This is a genomic window from Mycobacterium sp. NGS63 (assembly GCF_059812295.1).
In genome coordinates this window covers 555605-578777 of the sequence record NZ_JCALCJ010000001.1, presented here as the reverse complement: position 1 = coordinate 578777, position 23173 = coordinate 555605, and the positions used below count along the sequence as shown (strand labels likewise).

Sequence of the window (23173 nt, the reverse complement as noted above, 5' to 3'; positions counted from 1 at the left end):
GGCCCTCACCCCTGTACCGCGGCCAGGGCCTGCGGCAGCGTGAACCGCCCGGCGTAGAGGGCCTTGCCCACGATGGCGCCCTCGACGCCGCGGCCGGTGAGGGTGGCGATCGCGCGCAGGTCGTCGAGGCTGGACACCCCGCCCGACGCGATCACCGGGGCGTCGGTGCGGTCGGCCACGGCGGACAGCAGGTCGAGGTTGGGGCCGCCCAGCGTCCCGTCCTTGGTGACGTCGGTGACCACGTACCGCGAACACCCTTGAGCGTCAAGGCGTTCCAGCACCTCCCACAGGTCGCCGCCGTCGGTCTCCCAGCCGCGGCCGCGCAACCGGTGCCGGCCGTCTGGGTGGCTAGGGTCGATCTGGACGTCCAGCCCGACGGCGACCTTGTCGCCGTGCTCGGCGATCGCGCGCGCGCACCACTGCGGGTTTTCCAGGGCCGCGGTGCCCAGGTTGACACGGGCGCAGCCGGTGGCCAGCGCGGCGGCCAGGGAGTCGTCGTCGCGGATCCCGCCGGACAGCTCCACCGCCACGTCGAGCTTGCCCACCACCTCGGCGAGCAGCTCCCGATTGGAGCCGCGGCCGAACGCGGCGTCCAGGTCGACGAGATGGATCCACTCGGCCCCGTCGCGCTGCCAGCCCAGCGCGGCGTCCAGCGCCGTGCCGTACTCGGTTTCGCTGCCCGCCTTGCCCTGCACCAGGCGCACGGCGCGGCCCTCGACCACGTCTACCGCGGGTAACAAAGTCAGCATCGGTTCCTCCCGCGCCTGCCGAAAGTGCATCTGGCGACGCCGCTTCTCGGGTTTTGTGTCGCTGGTTGCACTTTCGCGAAGTTGTTCACAGTCCCTCAACCCAATTGCTCAACACGGCCGCACCGGCATCGCCGCTCTTTTCCGGGTGGAACTGAGTGGCGGCCAGCGGCCCGTCCTCCACCGCGGCCAGGAACGGCACCCGGTGGGTGGCCCAGGTCAGCACCGCATCCGGGGCGCCCTCCCAGCGCTGGGCGGCGTAGGAGTGCACGAAGTAGAACCGGGTGCCGGCGTCCAGCCCCTTGAACAGCGCGCTGCCCGCCCCGGCGTCGACCACGTTCCAGCCCATGTGCGGGATCACCGGCGCGTCCAGCCGGGTGACGGCCCCCGGCCACTGCCCGCAGCCTCGGGTGTCGACCCCGAATTCGACGCCGTGGGCGAACAGGATCTGCATGCCGACGCACACGCCCAGCACCGGTCGCCCGGCGGCCACCCGCTCGGCGATGATGCGCTCCCCCGCGATCTTGCGCAGGCCGGTCATGCACGCCTCGAAGGCGCCGACGCCCGGCACCACCAGCCCGTCGGCGGCCGCGGCGGCGCCCGCGTCGGCGGTCACCTCGACCGACGCGCCGGCCCGCTGCAGCGCGCGCTGCGCCGACCGCAGGTTGCCCGAGCCGTAGTCGAGCACCACCACTGATTTCGAAGTCACAGAACACCTTTGGTGGACGGCACGCCGGATACCCGCGGGTCGGGCTCGACCGCCTCGCGCAGCGCGCGGGCCACCGCCTTGTATTGCGCCTCGGTGATGTGGTGCGGGTCGCGCCCGTACAGCACCCGCACGTGCAGCGCGATGCGGGCGTTGGCGGCCAGCGTCTCGAACACGTGCCGGTTCACGACGGTGTGGTAGGGCACCGAGCTGCCCGCAATCGTGATGTGCCGCAGGTGATCCGGCTCCCCGGTGTGCACGCAGTAGGCGCGGCCGGACACGTCGACCACGGCGTGGGCCAGCGCTTCGTCCATCGGGATGAACGCGTCGCCGAACCGGCGGATGCCCTTCTTGTCGCCCAGCGCCTCCCCGAGCGCCTGACCCAGCGCGATCGCGGTGTCCTCGATGGTGTGGTGCCCCTCGATCTCGACGTCGCCCTGGGTGCGCACGGTCAGGTCGAAGCTGGCGTGGCTGCCCAGCGCCGTCAGCATGTGGTCGTAAAACGGCACCCCGGTGTCGACGTGGACCTGCCCGGTGCCGTCCAGGTCGAGCTCGACGACGATGTCGGATTCCTTGGTGCGCCGTTCGATTCGTGCGCGACGCGTTGCGGTGGCTGTCATGGGGCTCCTACTGGGGTGGCCGGGACCAGGTCGGTCGCGGCGATCGGGGCGCTGGCCCGCAGGAAGGCGTCGTTCTCGTCGGCCAGGCCGGTGGTGGCGCGCAGGTAGCCGGGGATCCCGACGTCGCGGATCAGGACGCCCGCGTCCAGGTAGCGCTGCCAGGCGGCCGGCGCGTCGGCGAACTGCCCGAACAGCACGAAGTTGGCGTCGCTCGGGATGACCCGAAAGCCCATGCCGCTCAACGCCTTGCTGACCCGCTCGCGTTCGCTGATCAGCGCCGCCACGCTGCTCAGGGTGTCGTCGGCGTGGCGCAGCGCGGCGCGGGCCGCGGCCTGGGTGACCGACGACAGGTGATACGGCAGCCGCACCAGCAGCATCGCGTCGATCATGGCCGGCGTGGCGATCAGGTAGCCGAGGCGCCCGCCGGCGAACGCGAACGCCTTGCTCATGGTGCGGGTGACCACGAGCCTGGTCGGATACTCCTCGACCAGCGACACCGCGCTGGGCTGCGACGAGAACTCGCCGTAGGCCTCGTCGACGATCAGGATGCCCGGCACCACGTCGAGCAGTCGCCGCAAGTCCGGCAGCGAAACGCTTTGCCCGGACGGGTTGTTGGGACTGGCGATGAAGACGACGTCGGGCCGGCGTTCGACGACGGCGGCGATCGCGGTGTCCACGTCGAGGGCGAAGTCGTCGGCGCGGACGGCTTCGAGCCATTCGGTGCGGGTGCCGTCGGCGATGATCGGGTGCATCGAGTAGGACGGGACGAACCCGATCGCGGTGCGCCCCGGCCCGCCGAACGCCTGCAGCAGCTGCTGCAGGATCTCGTTGGAACCGTTGGCGGCCCAGAGGTTTTCGACGGTCAGGCGGGTTCCGGTTTGCGCGGTGAGGTAGGCGGCCAGGTCGCCGCGCAGCGCCACCGCGTCGCGGTCGGGATAGCGGTGCAGGTCGGCGGCGGCGTCGGCCACCGAGCGCACCACGTCGTCGACCAGCGCCCGGGTGGGCGGGTGCGGGTTCTCGTTGGTGTTCAGCCGCACCGGGACCGCCAATTGCGGTGCGCCGTAGGGCGATTTGCCGCGCAGGTCGTCGCGCAGCGGCAGGTCGGCCAGGGTGGGCTTGTCGGTCATCGCTCGAACCTCCGCCGCACCGCCTCGCCATGCGCGGGCAGGTCCTCGGCCTTGGCCAGCGTGACCACGTGCCCGGAAACGTCTTTGAGGGCGGCCTCGGTGTAGTCGACGACGTGGATGCCGCGCAGGAACGTCTGCACTGACAGGCCGCTGGAGTGGCGGGCGGACCCGCCGGTCGGCAGCACGTGGTTGGACCCGGCGCAGTAGTCCCCGAGGCTCACCGGCGCGTAGGGGCCGACGAAAATCGCTCCGGCCGAACGGATCCGGTCGGCGATCCGCGGCGCGTCGACGGTCTGGATCTCCAGGTGCTCGGCGGCGTAGGCGTTGACGACCGTGACCCCGGCGTCGAGGTCGTCGACGAGGATGATCGCCGATTGGGGGCCGCCTAGCGCGGTGCTCACCCGTTGGCGGTGCACGGTGGTGTCCAGCTGGGCGGCCAGTTCGCGTTCGGTGGCGGCGGCCAGCTTCTCGCTCGGGGTCACCAGCACGCTGCCGGCCATCTCGTCGTGTTCGGCCTGGCTGATCAGATCGGCGGCAACGTGCGCGGGATCGGCGGTGTGGTCGGCCAGGATCGCGATCTCCGTCGGCCCGGCCTCGGCGTCGATGCCCACCCGGGAGCGGCACAGCCGCTTGGCGGCGGTGACGTAGATGTTGCCGGGCCCGGTGATCATGTCGACGGGCGCCAGCTCCGTGCCGTCGGTGTCGGTGCCGCCGTAGGCCAGCAGCGCCACGGCCTGCGCCCCGCCCACGGCCCACACCTCGTCGACGCCCAGCAGCCGGGCCGCGGCCAGGATCGTCGGGTGCGGCAGTCCGTCGAAGGCGGCCTGCGGTGGGCTGGCCACCACCTGCGAGCCGACCCCGGCGGCCTGCGCCGGCACCACGTTCATCACCACGCTGGACGGGTACACCGCGTTGCCGCCGGGCACGTACAGGCCGACCCGCTCGACGGGGACCCAACGCTCGGTGACCGTCGCCCCGGGGCCGAGCGTGGTGGTGACGTCGTCGCGCCGCTGGTCGGCGTGCACGGCGCGGGTGCGTTCGATCATCACCTGCAACGCCTCGACCACGTCGGCGTCCAGCCCGGCCAGCGCCTTGCCCAGCGCCGCGGCGGGCACCCGCACGGCCGGGGGCCGCACGCCGTCGAATTGCGCCCCGAACTCCAGCGCCGCCTCGGCCCCGCGCTCGGCGACGGCCTCCACGATCGGGCGCACCCGGGGCAGCACGCTGTCCACGTCGGCGCCGCCGCGCGGCAGCGCCGAACGCAGCCGGGCCGCCGTCAGCTCCGCGCCGCGCAGGTCAATGCGGGCGATCGGCGACGGCGGGGCGGGGTTCACGTTGTCCATTGTCCCAGAGCAGCTCAAGTCAATAACCGACCGGTACAGTGCGGTCATGTCCAAACAGGATCATCCCAACAACGCCCCGGGCGTCCCGATGGTCTTTCCGGTCTGGTTTGAGAACCTTCAGGTCAAGTACCTGAATTCGGCGATCAAGCCGATCGCCCGTTTCCTGCCGGGAACCGCGACCATCAAGCATCGCGGGCGCACGTCCGGCAAGGACTACGAGACCATCATCACGCCCTACCGCAAGGGCAACGTCCTGGCGATCGCGCTGGCCCACGGCAAGACGAACTGGGCGAAGAACGTGCTGGCCGCCGGCTCGGCGGACGTGCAGTTCGGCCGCAACCGCGTGGTGCACATCACCAACCCGCGGATCCTGCCGGCCGGCTCCGACGGTGCAGGCCTGCCGTTCATGGCGCGCGTGCAGCTACGCAGGATGGGGATCTTCGTCGGCGACGTCGCTTGAGCCGTAACGCGCGTTCGCGAGAGTGCGGCTGGCGAGACGTTTCCCGAGTGGCGGCGTCGGTAGTCGCACTCTCGCGAAGGGGGCAGCCTCTGTGATCGTCTGGCGGCTTCTTTGATCGGCGAGAGTGCGGTTGGCGAGACGTTTCCCGAGTGGCGGCGTCGGTAGTCGCACTCTCGCGGCGGAGGGTGAGCGGAAAAGGCCTACATGTCCAGGCCGATGTCGAGCGCGCGCACGGAGTGCGTCAGCGCGCCGACGGCCAGGTAGTCCACGCCGGTGGCGGCGTAGGTCGCGGCGTTGTCCAGGCTGAGCCCGCCGGACGCTTCCAGCAGCACCGCGGGCGCGCGGGAGTCGCGGCGCTGCACCGCCGTCTGCGTCTGCCACACCGGGAAGTTGTCCAGCAGTACCAGCTCGGGCTTTTCGGCCAGCACCTCGTCGAGCTGCTCGAGCGAGTCCACCTCCACCTCGCACGGCAGGCCGGGCGCGGCCTCGCGCACCGCCCGCAGCGCCTCGACCACCGATCCCGCCGCCGCGACGTGGTTGTCCTTGATCAGCGCCGCGTCGCCCAGACCCAGCCGGTGGTTGGCGCCGCCGCCGAGACGTACCGCGTATTTCTGCAGCGCCCGCAGCCCGGGCAGCGTCTTGCGGGTGTCGCGGACCTTCGCCTTGGTGCCGCGCACTTCGTCGACCCAGGCCGCGGTGGTGGTCGCGATCCCCGACAGGTGGCAGATCAGGTTCAGCGCGGTCCGCTCCGCGGTCAGCAGGCCGCGGGTCTCGGCCCGCACCGTCAGCGCGGGCTCGCCCGGGCGCAGGCGGGCGCCGTCGTCGACGCGGTGGAGCACCTCGTAGCCGTTGGCCAGGACGGCGTCGAGGACGAGCAGGGCGACGTCCACGCCGGCGACGACGCCCGGCTCGCGGGGCACCATCGACGCCGTGGCCACCGCGCCGGCCGGGACGGTGGCCAGCGTGGTGACGTCGGGCCCGTAGCGCAGGTCTTCGTCCAGGGCCCGCCGGATGGCGTCGCGGGCGGCGTCGCGTTCGCTGTCGGACAGCATCGTCAGCCCACCGCCGCCAGCGCCTCCACCAGCACGGAATTGTGGTCGTCGGCCAGTCGTAGCACGCTGCTGCGGGCCTGCTCCGGTGCGGCGGCGGGGTACTCCGCGCGGTGGTGGCAGCCGCGGCTCTCGGTGCGCGCCAGGGCCGCCGCCGAGACCGCCCGCGCGGCCAGCGTCAGCGCGACGTCCTCGAAGTCGCGACGGCCGGCCACGCCGCGCGCGGGCGCCCCGGACAGCTTGGCGGACAACCGATTCAGGCCGGCCACGTCGCGCACCACCGACGCGTCCCGGCTCATCGCGCGCTGCAGCTCGGCGCGCTGGGGGGCGGTATGGGCGATCGGCTCGGGCGCGACCGCCCGCGGCCGGCGGGCCGACGCGGCGTGCGCGGCCGCGGCCTTTCCGGCGCGACCGCCGACCACCAGGCCCTCCAGCAGGCTGTTGGACGCCAGGCGATTCGCGCCGTGCATCCCGGTGCGGGCCACCTCGCCCGCGGCGAACAAGCCCGGCAACTCGGTCTGCCCGTACACGTCGGTGACGATCCCGCCGCAGCTGTAATGCGCGCCGGGAACGACGGGGATGGGCTGGCGGACGGGGTCGATCCCGGCGGCCCGGCACGCGGCGGTGACCGTGGGGAACCGGGCCGCGAAGCCCGCGATGCCCCGCGCGTCGAGGAAGACGCACGGGTCGCCGGTCTCCTTCAGGCGCGCGTCGATGGCGCCCGCGACGACGTCGCGCGGGGCGAGGTCGCCCATCGGGTGAACGCCTGCGGTGACCGAATTGCCTTGGCGGTCAAGCAGTATCGCGCCCTCGCCGCGGATGGCCTCGGTGATCAGCGGGCGCCGCCCGCCGCCGGCAGCGGAGTAGAGCATCGTGGGGTGGAACTGGATGAACTCGAGATCGCTGACCGCCACCCCCGCCCACAGCGCCAACGCGATTCCGTCGCCGGTGGAGCCGTCGGGGTTGGTGGTCGCGCCGTAGAGGTGTCCGAGCCCGCCGGAGGCCAGGATCACCGAGGGCGCGCTGATGATCCCGAACCCGTCGGGGGTGCCCACCCACACCCCGGTCACCGCCGCCCCGTCGTGCAGGACCCGCAGGGCCACGTGGCTGGTGCGGATGTCGAGCATGGCCGCGGCGTGGTCGAGGGCGCGCTGCACCTCGGCTCCGGTGGCGTCGCCACCGGCGTGCACGATGCGGCGGCGTGAGTGGCCGCCCTCGCGCGTCACGTCCCAGCGCCCGGGCACGGCCTCGTCGAATCTTGCTCCGTCGCCGACCAATTCGGACACCGCGCGGTAGCCGTCGGCGACGATCGAGCACACGGCGTCGGCGTCGCACAGGCCCGCGCCCGCGGCCAGCGTGTCGGCGACGTGGGCGTCGACGGAGTCGTCGTTGCCGGGCAGGACCACGGCGATGCCGCCCTGCGCGTAGTGGGTGGCGGTCGCCCCGCGCGCCTGGCCGGCCTTGGACAGCACGACGACGCGGCGGCCGGCGCGGTGGGCGGCCAGCGCGGCGGCCAATCCCGCGACGCCGGTGCCGATGACGACGACGTCGGCGGTGTGGGTCCAGTTGGGGCGGGCCATCATTCGCCGCCGCCCGGCTGCCCGATTTCGATCATGCGCTGCACACTGCGCCGGCCGGCGGCGGCGATGTCCGGGTCGACGTGGACTTCGTCGGCGCCGTCGACCAGGCAGCGCAACAGGGCGGCCGGGGTGATCATCTTCATGAACTTGCACGAGGCTCGGTCGTTGACCGCGCGGAAGTCTACCTGCGGCGCCGCCCGGCGTAACTGGTAGAGCATGCCGACCTCGGTGGCGACCAGGACCTTGCGGGCCCGGGTCTGGTGCGCGGCGTCGAGCATCCCGCCGGTGGACAGGATGTGCACCCGCTCGGCCGGGAACGCGCCCTCGCCGGCGAGGTACAAAGCGGAAGTGGCGCAACCGCATTCGGGGTGGACGAACAGGTCGGCGTCGGGGTTGGCCCGCGCCTGCTCGGAGAGCTCGTCGCCGTTGATGCCGGCGTGCACGTGGCATTCGCCGGCCCACACGTGCAGGTTCTGCCGCCCGGTCACCCGGCGCACGTGCGCGCCGAGGAACTGGTCGGGGCAGAACAGCACCTCGCGGTCGGGGTCGATGGACTCGACGACGTCGACGGCGTTGGATGAGGTGCAGCAGATGTCGGTGAGCGCCTTCACGGCGGCGCTGGTGTTCACGTAGGACACGACGACGGCACCGGGGTGCTCGTCCTTCCAGGCGCGCAGGTCCTCGGGGGTGATCGAGTCGGCCAGCGAGCAGCCCGCCCGCTGGTCCGGGATGAGCACGGTCTTGTCCGGGGACAGGATCTTGGCGGTCTCGGCCATGAAGTGCACGCCGCAGAACACGATCGTGTCCTCGGGCACGTCGGCGGCGATCCGCGACAGCGCCAGCGAGTCGCCCACGTGGTCGGCGACGTCCTGGATGGCGGGCAGCTGGTAGTTGTGCGCGAGCAGGGTGGCCCCGCGAAGCTTCGCCAGTCGCCGGACCCCGGCCGCCCACTGCTCGTCCCCGGCCACGCCGGCATACCCGGCGGGGGTGTCAGTGATACGGGCAGCGAGGTCGGCCCCGCTTTCGGTGAGCGTGTCCATGCGATTCAGCACCGTCACGGAGGCCCCTTTCGCATCCAGGAGGTTTTCGACTTACAATCGAAAACATGGCCCATATTAGCACCGCCCACGAGGTGCTTGCGGTCGTGTTCCAGGTTCGCCAGGTGACGCCCGCCACACGGGGAGAGAAACCGCAGCTGAACGTCCTGTTATGGCAGCGCGCCAAGGACCCGCAGCGGGGCGCCTGGTCGTTGCCGGGCGGGCGGCTGCGCAGCGACGAGGACATGACGACGTCGGTGCGCCGCCAGCTGGCCGAGAAGGTCGACCTCAAGGAGCTCGCCCACCTCGAGCAGCTGGCGGTGTTCTCCGATCCGCAGCGGGTGCCCGGCCAGCGGGTGATCGCGTCGACGTTCCTGGGCCTGGTGCCCTCCCCCGCCACGCCCGAGCTGCCGCCGGACACCCGCTGGCATCCGGTGGGCGCGCTGCCGCCGATGGCCTTCGACCACGGCCCGATGGTGGCCCACGCCCAGACCAGGCTGGTCGCCAAGATGTCCTACACGAACATCGGCTTCGCCTTGGCACCAAGGGAATTCGCGCTGTCGACGCTGCGCGACATCTACGGCGCCGCGCTCGGCTACCAGGTCGACGCGACCAACCTGCAACGGGTGCTGGTGCGCCGGGGGGTCATCAGCCAGACCGGCACCATCGCCCAGTCCGGCCGCAGCGGCGGGCGGCCGGCGGCGCTGTACCACTTCACCGACTCGCGGCTGCGGGTCACCGACGAATTCGCCGCGTTCCGCCCGCCCGGCCAGGTCTGAGCCCGGGGAGAAGTCGCTCACAATGCGGCGATTGCGTTTTGGCTACCGCCCGTTCATGCGCGAGAATGCCGGGTGGCCAAGAAGGGATCCTGAATGGTTGAGCTCGGCAATCTCGCGGGGGCACACGGCGCGCAATGGATCGGACGCCCTCCCCACGAAGAACTGCAGCGCAAGGTGCGTCCGCTGCTGCCCTCGGACGACCCGTTCTACCAGCCGCCGCCCGGCTACCAGCACGCCGAGCCCGGCACGGTGCTGCGCTCCCGCGAGGTGGAGCTGGCGTTTCTGGGCCTGATCCCGCAGTCCGTCACCGCCGTGCAGCTGCTGTACCGCACGATGGACATGAACGGCGCCCCCGAGGCCACGGTGACCACCGTGATCGCCCCGGCCGGGCGCGCGCCGGGGCAGTCCTGCCCGGTGCTGTCGTACCAGTGCGCGATCGACGCCATGACGTCGCGCTGCTTCCCGTCGTACGCGCTGCGGCGCCGGGCCAAGGCGCTGGGCTCGCTGAGCCAGCTGGAGTTCCTGCTGATCAGCGCCGCCGTCGCCGAGGGCTGGGCGGTGTCGGTGCCTGACCACGAGGGCATCCACGGCTCGTGGGGCGCGCCCTATGAGCCCGGCTACCGCGTCCTGGACGGCGTCCGGGCCGCGCTGAACTGCGAACGCCTCGCGCTGTCGCCGACGGCGCCGATCGGGCTGTGGGGCTATTCCGGCGGCGGCCTGGCCAGCGCGTGGGCCGCCGAGATCTGCGCCGACTACGCCCCCGACCTGGACGTCGTCGGGGCCGTGCTGGGCTCCCCGGTGGGCGACCTCGGCCACACCTTCCGCCGGCTCAACGGGAGCTTCCTGGCCGGCCTGCCCGCGCTGGTGGTCGCGGCGCTCTCGCACATCTACCCCGACCTGGACCGGGTGATCAGGGAGCACACCAACGAGGAGGGCCGCGCCCTGCTCGACGCGCTCGAGGACATGACCACCGTCGAGGCCGTCCTGCGGATGGCCGGCAAGAACATGGGCGACTACCTCGACGAGCCGCTCGAGGACATCCTGTCCACGCCCGAGGTCACGCAGGTCTTCGACGCGATCAAGCTGGGCGCCGCGGTGCCGACGCCGCCGGTGCTGATCGTGCAGGCCGTGCACGACTACCTGATCGACGTGCACGACATCGACGCGCTGGCCGACGCCTACACCGCCGGGGGCGCCAGCGTCACCTACCACCGCGACGCGTTCAACGAGCACCTGTGCCTGCACCCGCTGTCCGCGCCGATGACGTTGCGCTGGCTCACCGACCGGTTCGCCGGGCGGCCACTGAGCGAGCACCTGATCCGGACCACGTGGCCGACGATGTTCAACCCGATGACCTATGTCGGCATGGCGCGGCTGGTCAAGATCGCCGCCAAGGTGGTTACCGGCCGGAAGATCCCGCGTCGTCCGCTGTAGCCCCCGACGACACGGCGGCCTCCTCGGGCTCCGTCGCCTGCGCGTCGGACGCACCGGCGACCGGCAGGCCCCCCAGGTCGTCGCGGGCGTCGGCCGCCGCGATCAGGGCGTACACCAGCGCCGAGATGCCGACGGGCCAGACGAGGGTCAGCACCAGCTGCAGCGGCGCCTGGGAGAAGAACACCGGCGGCGCCTGCACGAGATAGGCGACCGCGGGTTTGCCCGACAGCGGCACCGCGTCGAAATCCACTGCGCCGTAAGCGATTCGGACCGCCGCCGCGCCCGTCGCCGCCGCGGCGGCCGCGGCGGCGGCCATGCCCGCCGACAGCGCGAGGACCATCGCCGGACCGCGGTGCTCGCGCCACTGCCACACCAGCACCGTGCCGACCACCGCCAGCACCGTCAACAGGCCCAGCATCAGACAGGGCGCGTCGAAGAAGTGCTCGGACTCGTTGCCGAGATAGTCGTGGACGCGCTCGCCGGCGTGCGTCATCGCCACCACGGCGTGGATCGGCGGGGCGATCCACGCCCACAGCCCGCCGAGCAGCACGCCCGCCACCGTCGTGCCCAGCGCCGCGATCGCGACCGCGCGCAGCCGCGCCTGGCGGGACACGCCCGTCACCGTTGGGGCTCCAGGTCGGCCGAGTCCACCTCGCCGTGCCGCGAGCACCGCGCCCGCCAGCCGTCCGGGCGTACCTGGACCACCATCCGGCGCCCGCATTCCGCGCAGAAGCGGGGCGGCTCGAGACCCAGCTGGGCGGCGGTCGGCATCGCGGTGCCCCCCAATTCCCCGGTGTAGACGTTGTAGACGCCCGCGCTGACGGGAGCGCCCAGATCGCCCAGCTTGTCGGCCACGGCTCCCAGTCTCTTACAAGCTGGCGTTGAGCGCCTTGAGCGGCATCTGCAGGTTCTCGAGCAGCTCGAGGTCCGCCTCGGCGGGGCGACCCAGCGTGGTCAGGTAGTTCCCGACGATCACCGCGTTGATGCCGCCCAGGATGCCCTGCTTGGCGCCCAGGTCGCCCAGCGTGATCTCGCGGCCGCCGGCGAACCGCAGCATGACGCGCGGCAGGGCCAGCCGGAACGCGCCGACCGACTTCAGCGCCTCGCTGACCGGCAGCACCTCCAGGTCGCCGAACGGGGTGCCGGGCCGGGGGTTGAGGAAGTTCAGCGGCACCTCGTCGGGGGCCAGCTCGGCGAGCTCGGCGGCGAATTCGGCGCGCTGTTCGAGGGTTTCGCCCATGCCGAGGATGCCGCCGCAGCACACCTCCATGCCGGCGTCGCGCACCATCGACAGCGTCTCCCAGCGCTCCTCCCACGTGTGGGTGGTGACGACGTTGGTGAAGAACGAGCGGGCGGTCTCGAGGTTGTGGTTGTAGCGGTGCACGCCCATCGCCGCGAGCTGTTGCACCTGCTCAGCGCTCAGCATGCCCAGCGAGCAGGCGATGTTGATGTCGACCTCGTCGCGGATCGCCTCGATGCCGGCCGCGACCTGCGCCATCAGCCGCTCGTCGGGCCCGCGCACGGCGGCCACGATGCAGAACTCGGTGGCACCGGACTTGGCGGTCTGCTTGGCCGCCTCGACCAGGCTGGGGATGTCCAGGCGGGCGCTGCGCACCGGCGACGAGAACAGGCCCGACTGCGAGCAGAAGTGGCAGTCCTCGGGGCAGCCGCCGGTCTTGAGGCTGATGATGCCCTCGACCTCGACCTCGGGGCCGCACCAACGCATCCGCACCTCGTGGGCCAGCGCCAGCAGCTCGTCGAGCCGGTCGTCGGGCAGCTGCAGGACCCGCAGCACCTGGTCCTTGGTCAACCCCTCGCCACGCTCCAGCACCTGTTGGCGCGCCACGGCAAGAATGTCGTCGTTCGTGTCGGCGTCGGTCGTCGGCCGGGTTGCCGCTTGAGTCACCAGGTACTCCCCTGCATGTTTGTGCGTGTTCGTGCGTGCGCGTCGCAGCCGCACCCGCCACGCGGTCGTGGCAGCCTGAACAAATCGGTGTCCAAAGAAGGGTAACGGCCTCGGGAAAGGGAGCCCGCCGGGGTATGCCACGACAATGACTGATCCGCACGTCGAATACCTGGGCCACCACATGCTGCTGCTGGCGGTCCCGGCGTTCCTGCCGGCCATCCTCGTCGTCGCCGTGATCCTCTACGTCGCGCTGAAAGACCGCCGCAACCGCGGCAAACCCGGCGAGGCCGGCGGGCGGGACGACGCGGCCGGGGAAAAGCGTGATTGACGTCGCCGCGATCGGGGCATTCCGGTTGCTGCGAGATCGATCACATCTCGCTGGAGCGCGTGGGTTGGGAGGGTTTTGACGATGACGTTCGTTGCCGAAGCACCGGCGCGCGGCGCCGGGCTGAACCAGGTGATCGGCCTGTCGATCGCGGCGGTGGTGATCGCGGCGCTCATGCTGTGGGTCGGGCACGCCCATCGCACCCGCCGGATCAGCTGGCTGACCCGGGTCGCCGACAAGATGGGCGAGAAGTTCCACCGGCCCAACTGGGTGGCCCTGCCCGTGCTGGTGTTCACCACCTCGATCATCTGCGCGCTGTTCGGGTTCATCTGGGACGTCAGCTGGCACATCGGCAACGGACGCGACCCCGGCCCGCTGGCCAACCCGGCGCACTACTTCATCATCATCGGCCTGTTCGGCATCTTCGTCGGCGGCATGCTGGCGGTGGTGCTGCCGTTCGAGAAGCCCGGCCCGGCGGCGGTGCGCATCACGCAGAACTGGCACGCCCCGGTGGGCGGCGTGCTGATGGCCGGCTGCGGGCTGTACGCGATGATCGGCTTCCCGCTCGACGACATCTGGCACCGCATCTTCGGCCAGGACGTGACGCTTTGGGGCCCAACGCATTTGATGATGATCGGCGGCGCGGGCTTCTCGCTGTTCGCGGTGCTGATGCTCGAGCGTGAGGGTGAGTCGCAGCAGCCCATCGAGGCGGCCCAGGGCGCGTTCATCACGTTCCTGCGCTACCTGTCCTTCGGCGGCATGTTCATCGGGCTGTCGGTGTATCAGATCGAATACGACTTCGGCGTCGAACAGTTCCGCCTGGTGCTGCAGCCGATGATGATCGCCGCGGCGTCCGCGCTGGCCGCCGTCGCCGCCCGCGTGACCCTGGGGCGCGGGGCCGCGATCATCGCCGCCCTGTTCGCCATCGCGCTGCGCGGCGGGGTCGCGCTGCTCGTCGGGCCCATTCTGGGCGCGCCGATCAACTGGTTCCCCCTGTACCTGGGGCCCGCGGTGGTCGTCGAGCTGGTGGCGCTGACGCCATTGCTCAAGCGCCCCATCGCCTTTGGCGCCGTCTCCGGCCTGCTCGTGGCCACCGTCGGGCTGTGGCTGGAGTCGCTGTGGATCGGGGCGGTGTACCACTACCCCTGGCCGGTGAAGATGTGGGGCGAGGCGCTGGCCATGGCCGTGCCCGTGGCGGTGCTGACCGGCATCTGCGGGGCGCTTTTCGGCATGGTGCTCACCGGGCAGCGCCTGCCCGGCCGGAAGGTCGGCATCTCCCTCGTCGCGCTGACCGTCGTGGTGATCGGCGGCGCGGTGGCCAACGGGCTGCACATCGTCGTGCCGCGCCAGGACACCGCCACCATCACGCTGACCGACCAGCCCAGCCCCGCGGGCAAGCGCATGGTGACCGCGGACGTGCTGCTCACACCGCCGACGATGGTCAGCGACCACCCGGAGTGGCTGACGATCCTGTCGTGGCAGGGCCGGATGGAGAACGACCGCGGCCTGGTGATCGACCGGCTGGCGAAGGTCGGGCCCGGGCACTTCCGGTCCACCCAGCCGGTCCCGGTGTGGGGATCGTGGAAGACCCTGCTGCGGGTCCAGGACGGCTACACGATGACGGCCGTGCCGATCTACGAGCCGGCCGACGACGCCATCCCGGCGCCCGAGGTGCCCGCGCTGGCGTCCAGCACGCGGCCGTTCGTCCAGGAGATCACGATCCTGCAGCGCGAGCGCGACCAGAACGCGCCGGTCTGGCTGTTCACCGCCGGCTCGATCGTCGTGCTGGTCCTGACGCTGATGGTGATCGCCGCGCTGACGTGGGGCGCCGGCCGGCTCAACAACGCCGAGACCGCGCCGGAGCCGGTGGAGGACAAGCAGCCGATGCCCCGGGCGGCCTGACGTGGTTCGTGGCGCCCTCGGCGTGTGGGTGGCGGCGCTGTTGTGGGCCCTGGTCGGGTGCGGCGGTGCGCCGGAGTCCCCCGCCACGGGCCTGGTCGTCGACGTCGCCATCGCCAAGGGACAGGTGACCCCGACCAACGCCGTCCTGCAGGCCAGGGTGCACCAGCCGATCACCCTGCGGGTCAGTAGCGACGCCACCGACGAGCTGCACGTGCACTCGACGCCCGATCACAAGTTCCAGGTCGCGGCCGCGCCCAACCAAACGTTCCAGTTCAGCGTCGACGTGCCGGGCAACGTCGAGGTCGAGCTGCACCACCTGGACCGCACGATCGCGACGATCCAAGTCCAGCCGTGAGCGCCGAGCGCGCGACGGTGGTGCTCGCGCACGGCCTGGGCGGCTCGGGCGACCTTCCGGTCCCCTACCTGTACGCGATGGTCGGCGCGGCGTGGGCGCTGACGTTCACCTTCGCGCTGGTCGCGTTTGCGTGGCGCCGGCCGCGGTTTGACCCGGACAAGCCCGGGCGCCCGCTGCCGATGGTGGTGACGGCGCTGGTCGACGCGCGGGTGACCCGGTGGGCGGCCGCGGGGCTGGCGCTGGCGTTCGCGGCGTGGGTGGTGGCGGCCGGGGTGTGGGGGCCGCAGTCGGACTCGAACGCGCTGCTCGGGGTGTTCTACGTGTTGCTGTGGGTGGGGCTGGTGGCGCTGTCGCTGGCGTTCGGGCCGGTCTGGCGGGTGCTGTCGCCGATGCGCACGGTGTACGTGCTGCTGAGGCGTTGGCTGCCGGGCCGGGCGCGCCGGTCGTATCCCGAAAGCTGGGGGTACCGTCCGGCCGCGGTCGGTTTGTTCGCGTTCGTCTGGATGGAGCTGGCCAGCCCGAACCCGGCGGCGCTGGCGTGGGTCATGGCGTGGCTGCTGACCTATGGCGTGGTCATGCTGGTGGGCGCGTGGCTGTGCGGGCAGCGGTTTTTGGCCCGGGCCGACCCGTTCGGCGTGTACAGCATGGCGGTGTCGCGGCTGTCGCCGTTTCGCCGCAACGCCGTCACCGGGCAGGTCGTCGTCGGCAACCCTTTCGACCACCTGCCGTCGCTGCCGGTGCGGCCCGGCGTGGTGGTGACGCTGGCGGTGCTGCTGGGGTCGACGGCGTTCGACAGCTTCTCGTCGTCGGCGACGTGGCGCAACTTCGCCGACGGGGTTTCGCGCGGCCTCGGCCTCCCGGCGACGGTGTCGTCGTCGGCGCTGCGAACCGTGGGGCTGCTCGTGTTCATTTCGGTTGTGGCCGTGACGTTTTCGCTGGCCGCACGCGCCACCGGCGGCGTGGATCGCGAGCAACGCCGCGCGCTGCCCGGCCAGATGGCGCATTCGTTGATCCCGATCGTGGTGGGCTACATCTTCGCGCACTACCTGACCTATCTCGTCGAGCGCGGGCAGCAAGCCGTCTTCGCGCTGGCCGACCCGTTCGGCCGCGGCTGGAACCTGCTGGGGCTGGCCCACTTACACGTGGCCTACGTGTTGTCCATGCATCCGCCGGTGCTGGCCGGAATCAAGGTGGCGTGCGTCGTCACCGGGCACATCGTGGCGGTGATCGCCGCCCACGACAAGGCGCTGCGCCTGCTGCCCGCGGGCCATCAGCTCACCGGCCAGCTCACGATGATGCTGGTCATGGTCGGCTACACGTTCACCGGTCTGTATTTGCTGTTCGGGGGCTAGGCCGCCGTTAGCTCACACTGCCCGTCGGCGGGACCTGCGGCGGTTTGTATTTGCTCGCCGTGGGGTAGGCGTGCGGGCGTGCGAAGTCGATTGAGGTGGCGACGCCCGCGCACTCTGTCGGCGATCAGCATTCAGTCCAAGGTCATGGTGATGCTGCTGGTGTCCAGCCTCGCGTCGCTGGGCGTGATCGGGGTGGTCGAGTACGTCGCGGCCCGCAACGCGCTGCAACCCGCCGCGGCCGAGCGCATGACCTCGCTGCGCGAGGCGCAGAAACGGGCCGTCGAGACGCTGTTCTCGGACCTGTCGGATTCGCTGGTCATCTACAGCCGCGGGTCCACCGCCGCCGACGCGGTGCAGGCGTTCACGAGCGGGTTTGACCAACTGGCCAACGCGCCGGTGGACCCCGGGCAACAGCAGGCGCTGGTGAACTTCTACAACGAGCGGCTGATCAAGCCGATCGAGCGCGCCACCGGCACGCAGCTGGCCCTGGACGCCGTGCTGCCCAGCAGCAACGCGCAGCGATACCTGCAGGCGCACTACACCGTCGCGGCGGGATCCGCACCCGACGACGCCGGCGACGGCAGCACGTGGTCGGCCGCCAATGTCCGCTTCAACGACTACTTTCGCGAGATCGCGACCCGCTTCGAATACCGGGACGCGCTGCTGCTCGATACCCGCGGCAACGTCGTGTACAGCGTGCGCAAGGGCGCGTCGCTCGGCACCAACATCCTCACCGGCCCGTACCGCCAATCCAACCTGCGCGAAGCCTACGAGAAGGCGATGGCCGCGAACTCGCTGAATTTCGTGTGGATCACCGACTTTCAGGCCTATCAGCCGGCACTCGGTGCGCCCACCGCCTGGCTGGTCGCCCCGATCGGTCCGCCGGGCAGGCCGACGGGGGTGCTGGCGCTGCCGCTGCCGATCGCGAAGGTGAATCGGGTCATGACCGCAAACAAGCAGTGGGAGCGCGCCGGGATGGGCCAGACCGCCGAGACCTATCTGGCCGGCCCGGACAACCTGATGCGATCGGATTCGCGGTTGTTCCTCGAAGACCCACAGCGATACAAGAGCGAGGCCGTGGCCGCGGGCACCCGGTCCGACACCGCCGACGCGGCGATCCGGTTCGGCGGCACCACGCTGGTCCAGCCCGTCGCCACCGCCGCCGTCCACGCCGCAGAACGCGGCGAGACCGGAACCATGACCGACACCAGCTATCTCGGCCGTCGGGAGCTGGTGGCCTACGCCCCGCTGTCCGTACCCAATTCCGACCTGCACTGGTCGATCGTGGCGACCAGGGAAACAGCCGAGGCCAACGCGCGGGTGGTGTCACTGACCCAGACACTCGTCATCACCACCGCGGCAATGGTTTTCGTCATCTGCGTGGCCGCGCTGCTGGTCGCTCAGATGTTCGTGCGGCCCATCCGGCGGCTGCAGGCCGGCACCCAGGAGATCAGCGCGGGCAACTACGACGTGACCATCCCGGTCACCTCCCGCGACGAGATCGGGGAGCTCACCGCCGCCTTCAACGACATGAGTCGCAACCTGCAGATCAAAGAGGAGCTGCTGACCGAACAACGCAAGGAAAACGACCGGCTGCTCGGGTCTTTGATGCCCGAGCCGGTCGCGGAACGCTACCGCGAGGGCGAGCACACCATCGCCCTGGAGCACCAGGACGTCACCGTCATCTTCGCCGACATGGTGGGCCTCGACGAGATTTCCAGCGCGCTGCCGGGGCGGGAACTGGTCGGGATGGTCGACGAGCTGATCCGCGAGGTCGACTCCGCTGCCGAATCTTTGGGCGTCGAGCCGATCCGCACGCTGCACAACGGCTACCTGGCCAGCTGCGGCCTGAACGTTCCCCGTCTCGACAGCGTCCACCGCACCGTCGAATTCGCCGTCGAGATGCAGGGCATCCTCGCGCGGTTCAACGCCAGGACGGGCTACCACCTGACCCTGCGGGCCGGCATCAACACCGGCAACGTGATCAGCGGGTTGGTGGGGCGGTCCAGCATCGTCTACGACATGTGGGGCGCGGCCGTCAACCTGGCCCACCAGATGCGTTCCAGCACAATGCAATCCGGGCAGCCCGGGGTGTACGTCACGGCGCAGGTGTACGAGGCCATGCGCGACGTCCGCGATTTCACGCCGGCGGGCACCATCACCGTCGCCGGCACCGAACAGCAGATCTGGCGGCTGGCAGAGGGAACCACGTGAAAACCCTTGACGCGTCGACGCTTTACTGGGCGGCCGGCCTGGTGTTCGGCCTGCCGCTGCTGCTGATCGCCGTCACCGAGTGGCACCACAGCCTGGTCCGCCGGCGCAGCCCGCTGGCGCGGCCGGTCGTGCTGCTGCGCAACTATCTCATCCCGCTGGGCGCCCTGCTGGCGCTGCTGGTGAACGTGGCGAGGATGCCCGCGCAGTTCACGTCGGTGCGCATGCTCGCGACGGCGTTCGGCTTCGTGGTGCTGGTGCTGGTGCTGTCGGGGCTCAACGCGACCATGTTCGAGCGGGCACCACAGGGATCCTGGCGCCGGCGGGTCCCGGGCATCTTCCTCGACGTGACCCGGTTCTTGCTGATCGGTGCCGGCCTCGCGGCCATCTTCTCCTACGTCTGGGGCGTGCGCGTCGGCGGTCTGTTCACCGCGCTGGGGGTGACCTCGGTGGTCATCGGCCTCATGCTGCAAAACTCCGTCGGGCAGATCGTGTCGGGGCTGTTCATGTTGTTCGAGCAGCCGTTTCGCATCGGCGACTGGCTGGACACCGCGGCGGCCCGGGGCCGGATCGTGGAGGCGAACTGGCGTTCGGTCCACATCGAGACGGGCCACGGGCTGCAGATCACCCCGAACTCGGTGCTGGCGACCACGTCGTTCACCAACCTCAGCCGCCCGCCCGGCGGGCACCGATTGTCGCTCACCACAACGTTTTCCGAGACCGACCCGCCCGACCGGGTGTGCGCCCTTTTGGAGCGGGTCGCCGACGCGCTGCCGCAGCGCCGGGCCGACGCCGCGGCGGTGTCGGCACCCGCCGGCGGTGCCGAGTATCGCGTCACGGTCGGGTTGCGCTCGCCCGCCGACGATGCCGCCGCGCAGGCCGATTTCCTGCGCTGGCTCTGGTATGCCGCGCGGCGCGAGGGGCTGCACCTCGACGGCACCGCCGACGACATCTCGACGCCCGAACGCATCGAAAAGGCGCTGCGGACCGTGGTGGCCCCCGCGTTGCGGCTCGGCCCGCCCGACCAGCAGTCGTTGGCGCCGCACGCGAAAATCGTCCGCTACGGGGCTGGCGAGCTCGTCGAGCATGCCGGGCGGGTACCGACGAAGCTGACGTTCGTGATCGCGGGCGCCGTGCGGCTGGCCGCCGTCGCCCGGGACGGATCCGTCGTCGCGGCCGGCGAACTCGACGAGGGCTCGTTCCTCGGCGTGACCGCCCTGACCCGCCAGCCCAACCTGGCCGACGCGCGCGCCGTCGAGGAAGTCACCGCGCTGGAGATCGACCGCGACCACCTCGTCGAGTTGGTGATGAGCAAGCCGCTGCTGCTGCAGGAACTGGGCCGCAGCATCGACGAGCGGCGCGCCCGGGTGCACGAAGCCACGGAAGCCGCGCGGGCCGACGACCTGCGCGGGCCGGTTTCAGTGTGAGGCGACGGCTTTCAGCTTTCGCCCTGGATTCACAACCAAAGCCAACGATTCACACCCAAACACCATGACGGCAGCCAAGCAGCCGCTTCCGGGATTCAGTGTGAACCCACGGCTTTCAGTGTGAGGCTATGGCGGGCCCTGGGCGAATTTATCGCCCACGATTCACAACCAAAGCCAACGATTCACACCCAAACACCGTGACGGCAGCCGAGCAGCCGCTTCCGGGTTTCAGTGTGAACCCACGGCTTTCAGTGTGAGGCTATGGCGGGATCTGGGCGAATTTATCGCCCACGATTCACAACCAAAGCCAACGATTCACACCCAAACACCCGGACCTCAGCCGGAGCAGCCGCTTCCGGGTTTCAGTGTGAGGCTATGGCGGGATCTGGGCGCAGATTTATCGCCCACGATTCACACCCAGAACAACCCGGCACCTAGAGCAGGTACTCGACCTTCTTGTTGCCGTCCCAGCGGCGCAGGCCGGCGAAGCTGCCGTCGATCTGCCCGGGGCGGCCCGCGACCCGCAGCGCCCGCCCCAGCAGGTGACCGCCCACCCGGCGGGCCAGCGTGGTGTGCGCGGTCCACTGGCCGGGCAGGCTGTTGGGCATCGGGCCGGGATCCAAATAAGGAGCGCACAGCCGGTGCACCTCGGCGTGCAGGTCCAGCAGCTCGCTGGTCGGGACGACGAGCCGCGCGAACACCACGTTCGCGCGGCCGAACAGCACGGGCGCGCCGATCGCGCAGCGCAGCGGCAGCCGCCGAGCGACGGGCCGCAGCGGCTCGTCGACGCGCGCGTCAATCCGCTCGGCGACGGCCAGGGTCACGTGCGGCCGGCTGGCCGGCGCCTGGCTGGGGATCCCGGCACCGGAAAGGTCGGCCCACACGCGCCGGATCGTCGCCTCGGTGTCGGGGTCGAAGACCAGCTCGATCGAGTGGACCATCAGCGCACCAGCGCGGTCACCCAGTCGCGGTCGTACGCCGCCGCGCTCATGGCCGCGAAGTCGTCCAGCGATCCCGCCCCGGCGGGCAGCGCGGCCCGCACCGGAGCCATCGCCGCCAACGCCGACCGGTTACCAATCTCCACCACCCCGGGCCGGGCCGGCCAGCTGCCGATCACCAGCCCGGCACACGAAACCCCCTGCGCGGCAAGGGCTTCCAGCGTCAGCGCGGTGTGATTGAGGGTGCCCAGCTCCGCGCCCACCACGACCAGCGCCGCCGCGCCCAGCTCGGCGGCGAGGTCGCGCAGCGTGACACCCGAAGCGCCGAGTTCGACGAGCAGCCCCCCGGCGCCCTCGACGAGGGTCAGCCGCGCGGGGCGGTCCAGCCCGCCGATGAGACCCAGCAGCTGATCGCGGGTGGGCAGCGGGGTCCCCGTCCGCGCGGCCGCCGCGGCGGGCGCCAGCGGCTCGGGATACCGGGCCAGCCCGGCTAATTCGGTCACGCCGGAGAGCCGGGCCACCTCGGCGAGGTCGTCGTCGCCGGCGTCGGTGCCGGTCTGCACCGGCTTGCACACCGCCACGTCGATGCCGGCCTGGCGAGCGTGGCAGGCCAGCGCCGCGGTGACGATGGTCTTACCGACCCCGGTGCCGGTCCCCGTGACGACCAGGATGGTCAACGGCGCGCTGCTACCAGGACGTCGGTCAGCACGCGTCGCGCCATGTCCAGGTCGGCGGCGTCCAGCGACGCGCGCGCGGACAGCCGCAGCCGCGACGTCCCGGCGGGCACGGTCGGCGGCCGGAAGCAGCCCACCCGCACGCCGGCGTCCAGGCAGGCGGTCGCGGCGGCCAGCGCCACCTCCGGATCGCCCAGGATCACCGACACCACGGCGGACTGCGGCTGCCCGGGCACCCCGCAGGCCTCGGCCAGGAAGCGGGCATGCGTCAGCACCGCGTCCGCGTGCCAGGGTTCGGCCCGCAGGACCTGCAGCGCGGCCCGCGCGGCGCCCACCGCCGCCGGCGCCAGGCCGGTGTCGAAGATGAACGGCCGGGCGGCGTCGATCAGGTGTGCGCGCACCGGCGCCGGTCCCAGCACCACACCGCCCTGACTGCCGAGCGCCTTGGACAGCGTCGTGGTCATCACGATGTCGGGCGCGCCCGCGAGGCCGAGCTCGTGCAGCAGCCCGCGGCCGCCGCCGCGCACCCCGAGGCCGTGCGCCTCGTCGACGATGAGCAGCGCGCCGTGGCGGCGGCACACCTCGTGCAGTTCGCGCACGGGGGCCAGCGAGCCGTCGGCGCTGAACACCGAGTCGGTGACGACGACGGCGCGCTCCTCGTCGCGGGAGGACAGGGCGGCGGCCACGGCGTCGACGTCGCGGTGCGGCGCAACGACGACGTGGGCGCGCGACAGCCGGCAGGCGTCCACCAGCGAGGCGTGCGACAGGGCGTCGGACACCAGCAGGGAGCCGGGGCCGGACAGGCCGACGACGGCCCCGAGGTTGGCGGTGTAGCCCGACGAGAACAGCAGGGCCGAGGCGGCGCCGACGAATTCGGCGAGCTCGGATTCGAACTCGTGGTGCAGCTCGGTGTCCCCGGTGACCAGGCGCGAACCGGTGGACCCGGCCCCCCACATGCGCAGCGCCTGCACGCCGCCGTCGATGACGTCGGGGTGCTGGGACAGGCCGAGGTAGTCGTTGGAGGCCAGGTCCAGCTCGGTGGCGACGGCCGGTCGGGCCCGCAGCGAGCGGCGCAGGCCGGCCTCGCGGCGCTGTCGTTCCACCTCGTCCAGCCAGGCCAGCGGGGACACGCCGGTCGGGGCCTGCCGGGGGGTGTTCATGAACCTAGAGCCTACGAGAACGTGCGAGCGTCGCCGGGGGGC

General features: G+C 71.4%; 23 protein-coding genes. 9 read left to right on the top strand and 14 right to left on the bottom strand.

Annotated features, from left to right (window positions below; all coding sequences use genetic code 11):
* Positions 1 to 5 precede the first annotated feature (5 nt).
* The 5 genes from priA to hisD all read right to left on the bottom strand — a co-directional run bounded on the left by priA (position 6) and on the right by hisD (position 4542).
* The gene (gene priA, locus AC5Y4Z_RS02575; RefSeq protein WP_499960681.1) at positions 6 to 749 is read right to left on the bottom strand and encodes a bifunctional 1-(5-phosphoribosyl)-5-((5-phosphoribosylamino)methylideneamino)imidazole-4-carboxamide isomerase/phosphoribosylanthranilate isomerase PriA; all 744 of its coding nucleotides are present in this window, start codon (positions 747 to 749) and stop codon (positions 6 to 8) included.
* A gap of 85 nt (positions 750 to 834) precedes the next feature.
* Positions 835 to 1455: an imidazole glycerol phosphate synthase subunit HisH gene (gene hisH, locus AC5Y4Z_RS02570; RefSeq protein ID WP_499960679.1), complete on the bottom strand. Its 621-nt coding sequence runs from the start codon at positions 1453 to 1455 to the stop codon at positions 835 to 837.
* Entirely contained in the window at positions 1452 to 2072 is a 621-nt protein-coding gene (gene hisB, locus AC5Y4Z_RS02565) for an imidazoleglycerol-phosphate dehydratase HisB (RefSeq protein WP_499960678.1), read from the bottom strand. The genes hisH and hisB overlap by 4 nt, the downstream gene beginning before the upstream one ends.
* Positions 2069 to 3199, bottom strand: a complete 1131-nt coding sequence (locus AC5Y4Z_RS02560) for a histidinol-phosphate transaminase (protein WP_499960677.1) — start codon at positions 3197 to 3199, stop codon at positions 2069 to 2071. Before AC5Y4Z_RS02560 ends, hisB begins: the two co-directional genes overlap by 4 nt.
* A complete protein-coding gene (gene hisD, locus AC5Y4Z_RS02555; RefSeq protein WP_499960676.1) occupies positions 3196 to 4542 on the bottom strand; it encodes a histidinol dehydrogenase in 1347 nt (448 codons plus the stop codon). Before hisD ends, AC5Y4Z_RS02560 begins: the two co-directional genes overlap by 4 nt.
* 46 nt (positions 4543 to 4588) lie before the next feature.
* Between hisD and AC5Y4Z_RS02550 the strand changes: the two genes are divergently transcribed.
* On the top strand, positions 4589 to 5002 hold the full coding sequence (locus AC5Y4Z_RS02550) for a nitroreductase family deazaflavin-dependent oxidoreductase (protein ID WP_499960675.1): 414 nt from the start codon (positions 4589 to 4591) through the stop codon (positions 5000 to 5002).
* 200 nt (positions 5003 to 5202) lie between these two features.
* Here AC5Y4Z_RS02550 and nadC read toward each other — a convergent pair whose 3' ends face one another.
* The 3 genes from nadC to nadA are packed head-to-tail and all read right to left on the bottom strand — an operon-like array spanning position 5203 to position 8689.
* Positions 5203 to 6054, bottom strand: coding sequence for a carboxylating nicotinate-nucleotide diphosphorylase (gene nadC / locus AC5Y4Z_RS02545; RefSeq protein WP_499960674.1), 852 nt, complete (start codon positions 6052 to 6054; stop codon positions 5203 to 5205).
* 2 nt (positions 6055 to 6056) lie between these two features.
* Positions 6057 to 7631, bottom strand: coding sequence for an L-aspartate oxidase (locus AC5Y4Z_RS02540; RefSeq protein ID WP_499960672.1), 1575 nt, complete (start codon positions 7629 to 7631; stop codon positions 6057 to 6059).
* A complete protein-coding gene (gene nadA, locus AC5Y4Z_RS02535) occupies positions 7631 to 8689 on the bottom strand; it encodes a quinolinate synthase NadA (RefSeq protein WP_499960671.1) in 1059 nt (352 codons plus the stop codon). Before nadA ends, AC5Y4Z_RS02540 begins: the two co-directional genes overlap by 1 nt.
* Before the next feature lie 47 nt (positions 8690 to 8736).
* On the opposite strand from nadA, the gene AC5Y4Z_RS02530 reads away from it, so the two are divergent.
* Together AC5Y4Z_RS02530 and AC5Y4Z_RS02525 are read left to right on the top strand one after the other, a co-directional pair.
* On the top strand, positions 8737 to 9447 hold the full coding sequence (locus tag AC5Y4Z_RS02530; protein ID WP_499960670.1) for an NUDIX hydrolase: 711 nt from the start codon (positions 8737 to 8739) through the stop codon (positions 9445 to 9447).
* 93 nt (positions 9448 to 9540) lie between these two features.
* Positions 9541 to 10881 carry a lipase family protein gene (locus tag AC5Y4Z_RS02525; protein WP_499960669.1) on the top strand — a complete coding sequence of 447 codons (1341 nt, stop codon included), beginning with the start codon at positions 9541 to 9543 and terminating at the stop codon, positions 10879 to 10881.
* Here AC5Y4Z_RS02525 and AC5Y4Z_RS02520 read toward each other — a convergent pair.
* From AC5Y4Z_RS02520 to bioB, 3 genes are read right to left on the bottom strand one after another with little or no spacing between them, the layout of a single operon-like run.
* Positions 10847 to 11551 (bottom strand): DUF2567 domain-containing protein, encoded by a 705-nt coding sequence (locus AC5Y4Z_RS02520; RefSeq protein WP_499960668.1) that lies wholly within the window; start codon positions 11549 to 11551, stop codon positions 10847 to 10849. The two genes, AC5Y4Z_RS02525 and AC5Y4Z_RS02520, sit on opposite strands and share 35 nt — an antisense overlap.
* Positions 11500 to 11736, bottom strand: coding sequence for a biotin synthase auxiliary protein BsaP (bsaP, locus tag AC5Y4Z_RS02515; RefSeq protein WP_499960667.1), 237 nt, complete (start codon positions 11734 to 11736; stop codon positions 11500 to 11502). The genes AC5Y4Z_RS02520 and bsaP overlap by 52 nt, the downstream gene beginning before the upstream one ends.
* A 13-nt stretch (positions 11737 to 11749) precedes the next feature.
* Positions 11750 to 12787 carry a biotin synthase BioB gene (gene bioB, locus AC5Y4Z_RS02510; protein ID WP_499960666.1) on the bottom strand — a complete coding sequence of 346 codons (1038 nt, stop codon included), beginning with the start codon at positions 12785 to 12787 and terminating at the stop codon, positions 11750 to 11752.
* A gap of 145 nt (positions 12788 to 12932) precedes the next feature.
* Here bioB and AC5Y4Z_RS02505 point away from each other — a divergent pair, with 145 nt between their 5' ends.
* From AC5Y4Z_RS02505 to AC5Y4Z_RS02480, 6 genes are all read left to right on the top strand, one after another.
* Entirely contained in the window at positions 12933 to 13115 is a 183-nt protein-coding gene (locus tag AC5Y4Z_RS02505) for a hypothetical protein (protein WP_499960665.1), read from the top strand.
* Positions 13116 to 13196: 81 nt separating this feature from the next.
* On the top strand, positions 13197 to 15014 hold the full coding sequence (locus AC5Y4Z_RS02500; RefSeq protein ID WP_499960664.1) for a hypothetical protein: 1818 nt from the start codon (positions 13197 to 13199) through the stop codon (positions 15012 to 15014).
* A 1-nt stretch (position 15015) separates the two neighbouring features.
* Positions 15016 to 15369, top strand: a complete 354-nt coding sequence (locus tag AC5Y4Z_RS02495; protein ID WP_499960663.1) for a hypothetical protein — start codon at positions 15016 to 15018, stop codon at positions 15367 to 15369.
* Positions 15366 to 16721: a hypothetical protein gene (locus AC5Y4Z_RS02490; RefSeq protein WP_499960662.1), complete on the top strand. Its 1356-nt coding sequence runs from the start codon at positions 15366 to 15368 to the stop codon at positions 16719 to 16721. The genes AC5Y4Z_RS02495 and AC5Y4Z_RS02490 overlap by 4 nt, the downstream gene beginning before the upstream one ends.
* 144 nt (positions 16722 to 16865) lie before the next feature.
* Positions 16866 to 18935, top strand: a complete 2070-nt coding sequence (locus AC5Y4Z_RS02485; protein WP_499960926.1) for an adenylate/guanylate cyclase domain-containing protein — start codon at positions 16866 to 16868, stop codon at positions 18933 to 18935.
* Positions 18932 to 20359: a mechanosensitive ion channel family protein gene (locus AC5Y4Z_RS02480; RefSeq protein ID WP_499960660.1), complete on the top strand. Its 1428-nt coding sequence runs from the start codon at positions 18932 to 18934 to the stop codon at positions 20357 to 20359. The genes AC5Y4Z_RS02485 and AC5Y4Z_RS02480 overlap by 4 nt, the downstream gene beginning before the upstream one ends.
* A gap of 434 nt (positions 20360 to 20793) precedes the next feature.
* Here AC5Y4Z_RS02480 and AC5Y4Z_RS02475 read toward each other — a convergent pair whose 3' ends face one another.
* The 3 genes from AC5Y4Z_RS02475 to AC5Y4Z_RS02465 are packed head-to-tail and all read right to left on the bottom strand — an operon-like array spanning position 20794 to position 23131.
* Entirely contained in the window at positions 20794 to 21300 is a 507-nt protein-coding gene (locus AC5Y4Z_RS02475; RefSeq protein WP_499960659.1) for a 2'-5' RNA ligase family protein, read from the bottom strand.
* The gene (bioD, locus tag AC5Y4Z_RS02470; RefSeq protein ID WP_499960658.1) at positions 21300 to 21974 is read right to left on the bottom strand and encodes a dethiobiotin synthase; all 675 of its coding nucleotides are present in this window, start codon (positions 21972 to 21974) and stop codon (positions 21300 to 21302) included. Before bioD ends, AC5Y4Z_RS02475 begins: the two co-directional genes overlap by 1 nt.
* Positions 21971 to 23131: an 8-amino-7-oxononanoate synthase gene (locus AC5Y4Z_RS02465; protein WP_499960657.1), complete on the bottom strand. Its 1161-nt coding sequence runs from the start codon at positions 23129 to 23131 to the stop codon at positions 21971 to 21973. The genes bioD and AC5Y4Z_RS02465 overlap by 4 nt, the downstream gene beginning before the upstream one ends.
* Between the last annotated feature and the right edge of the window lie 42 nt (positions 23132 to 23173).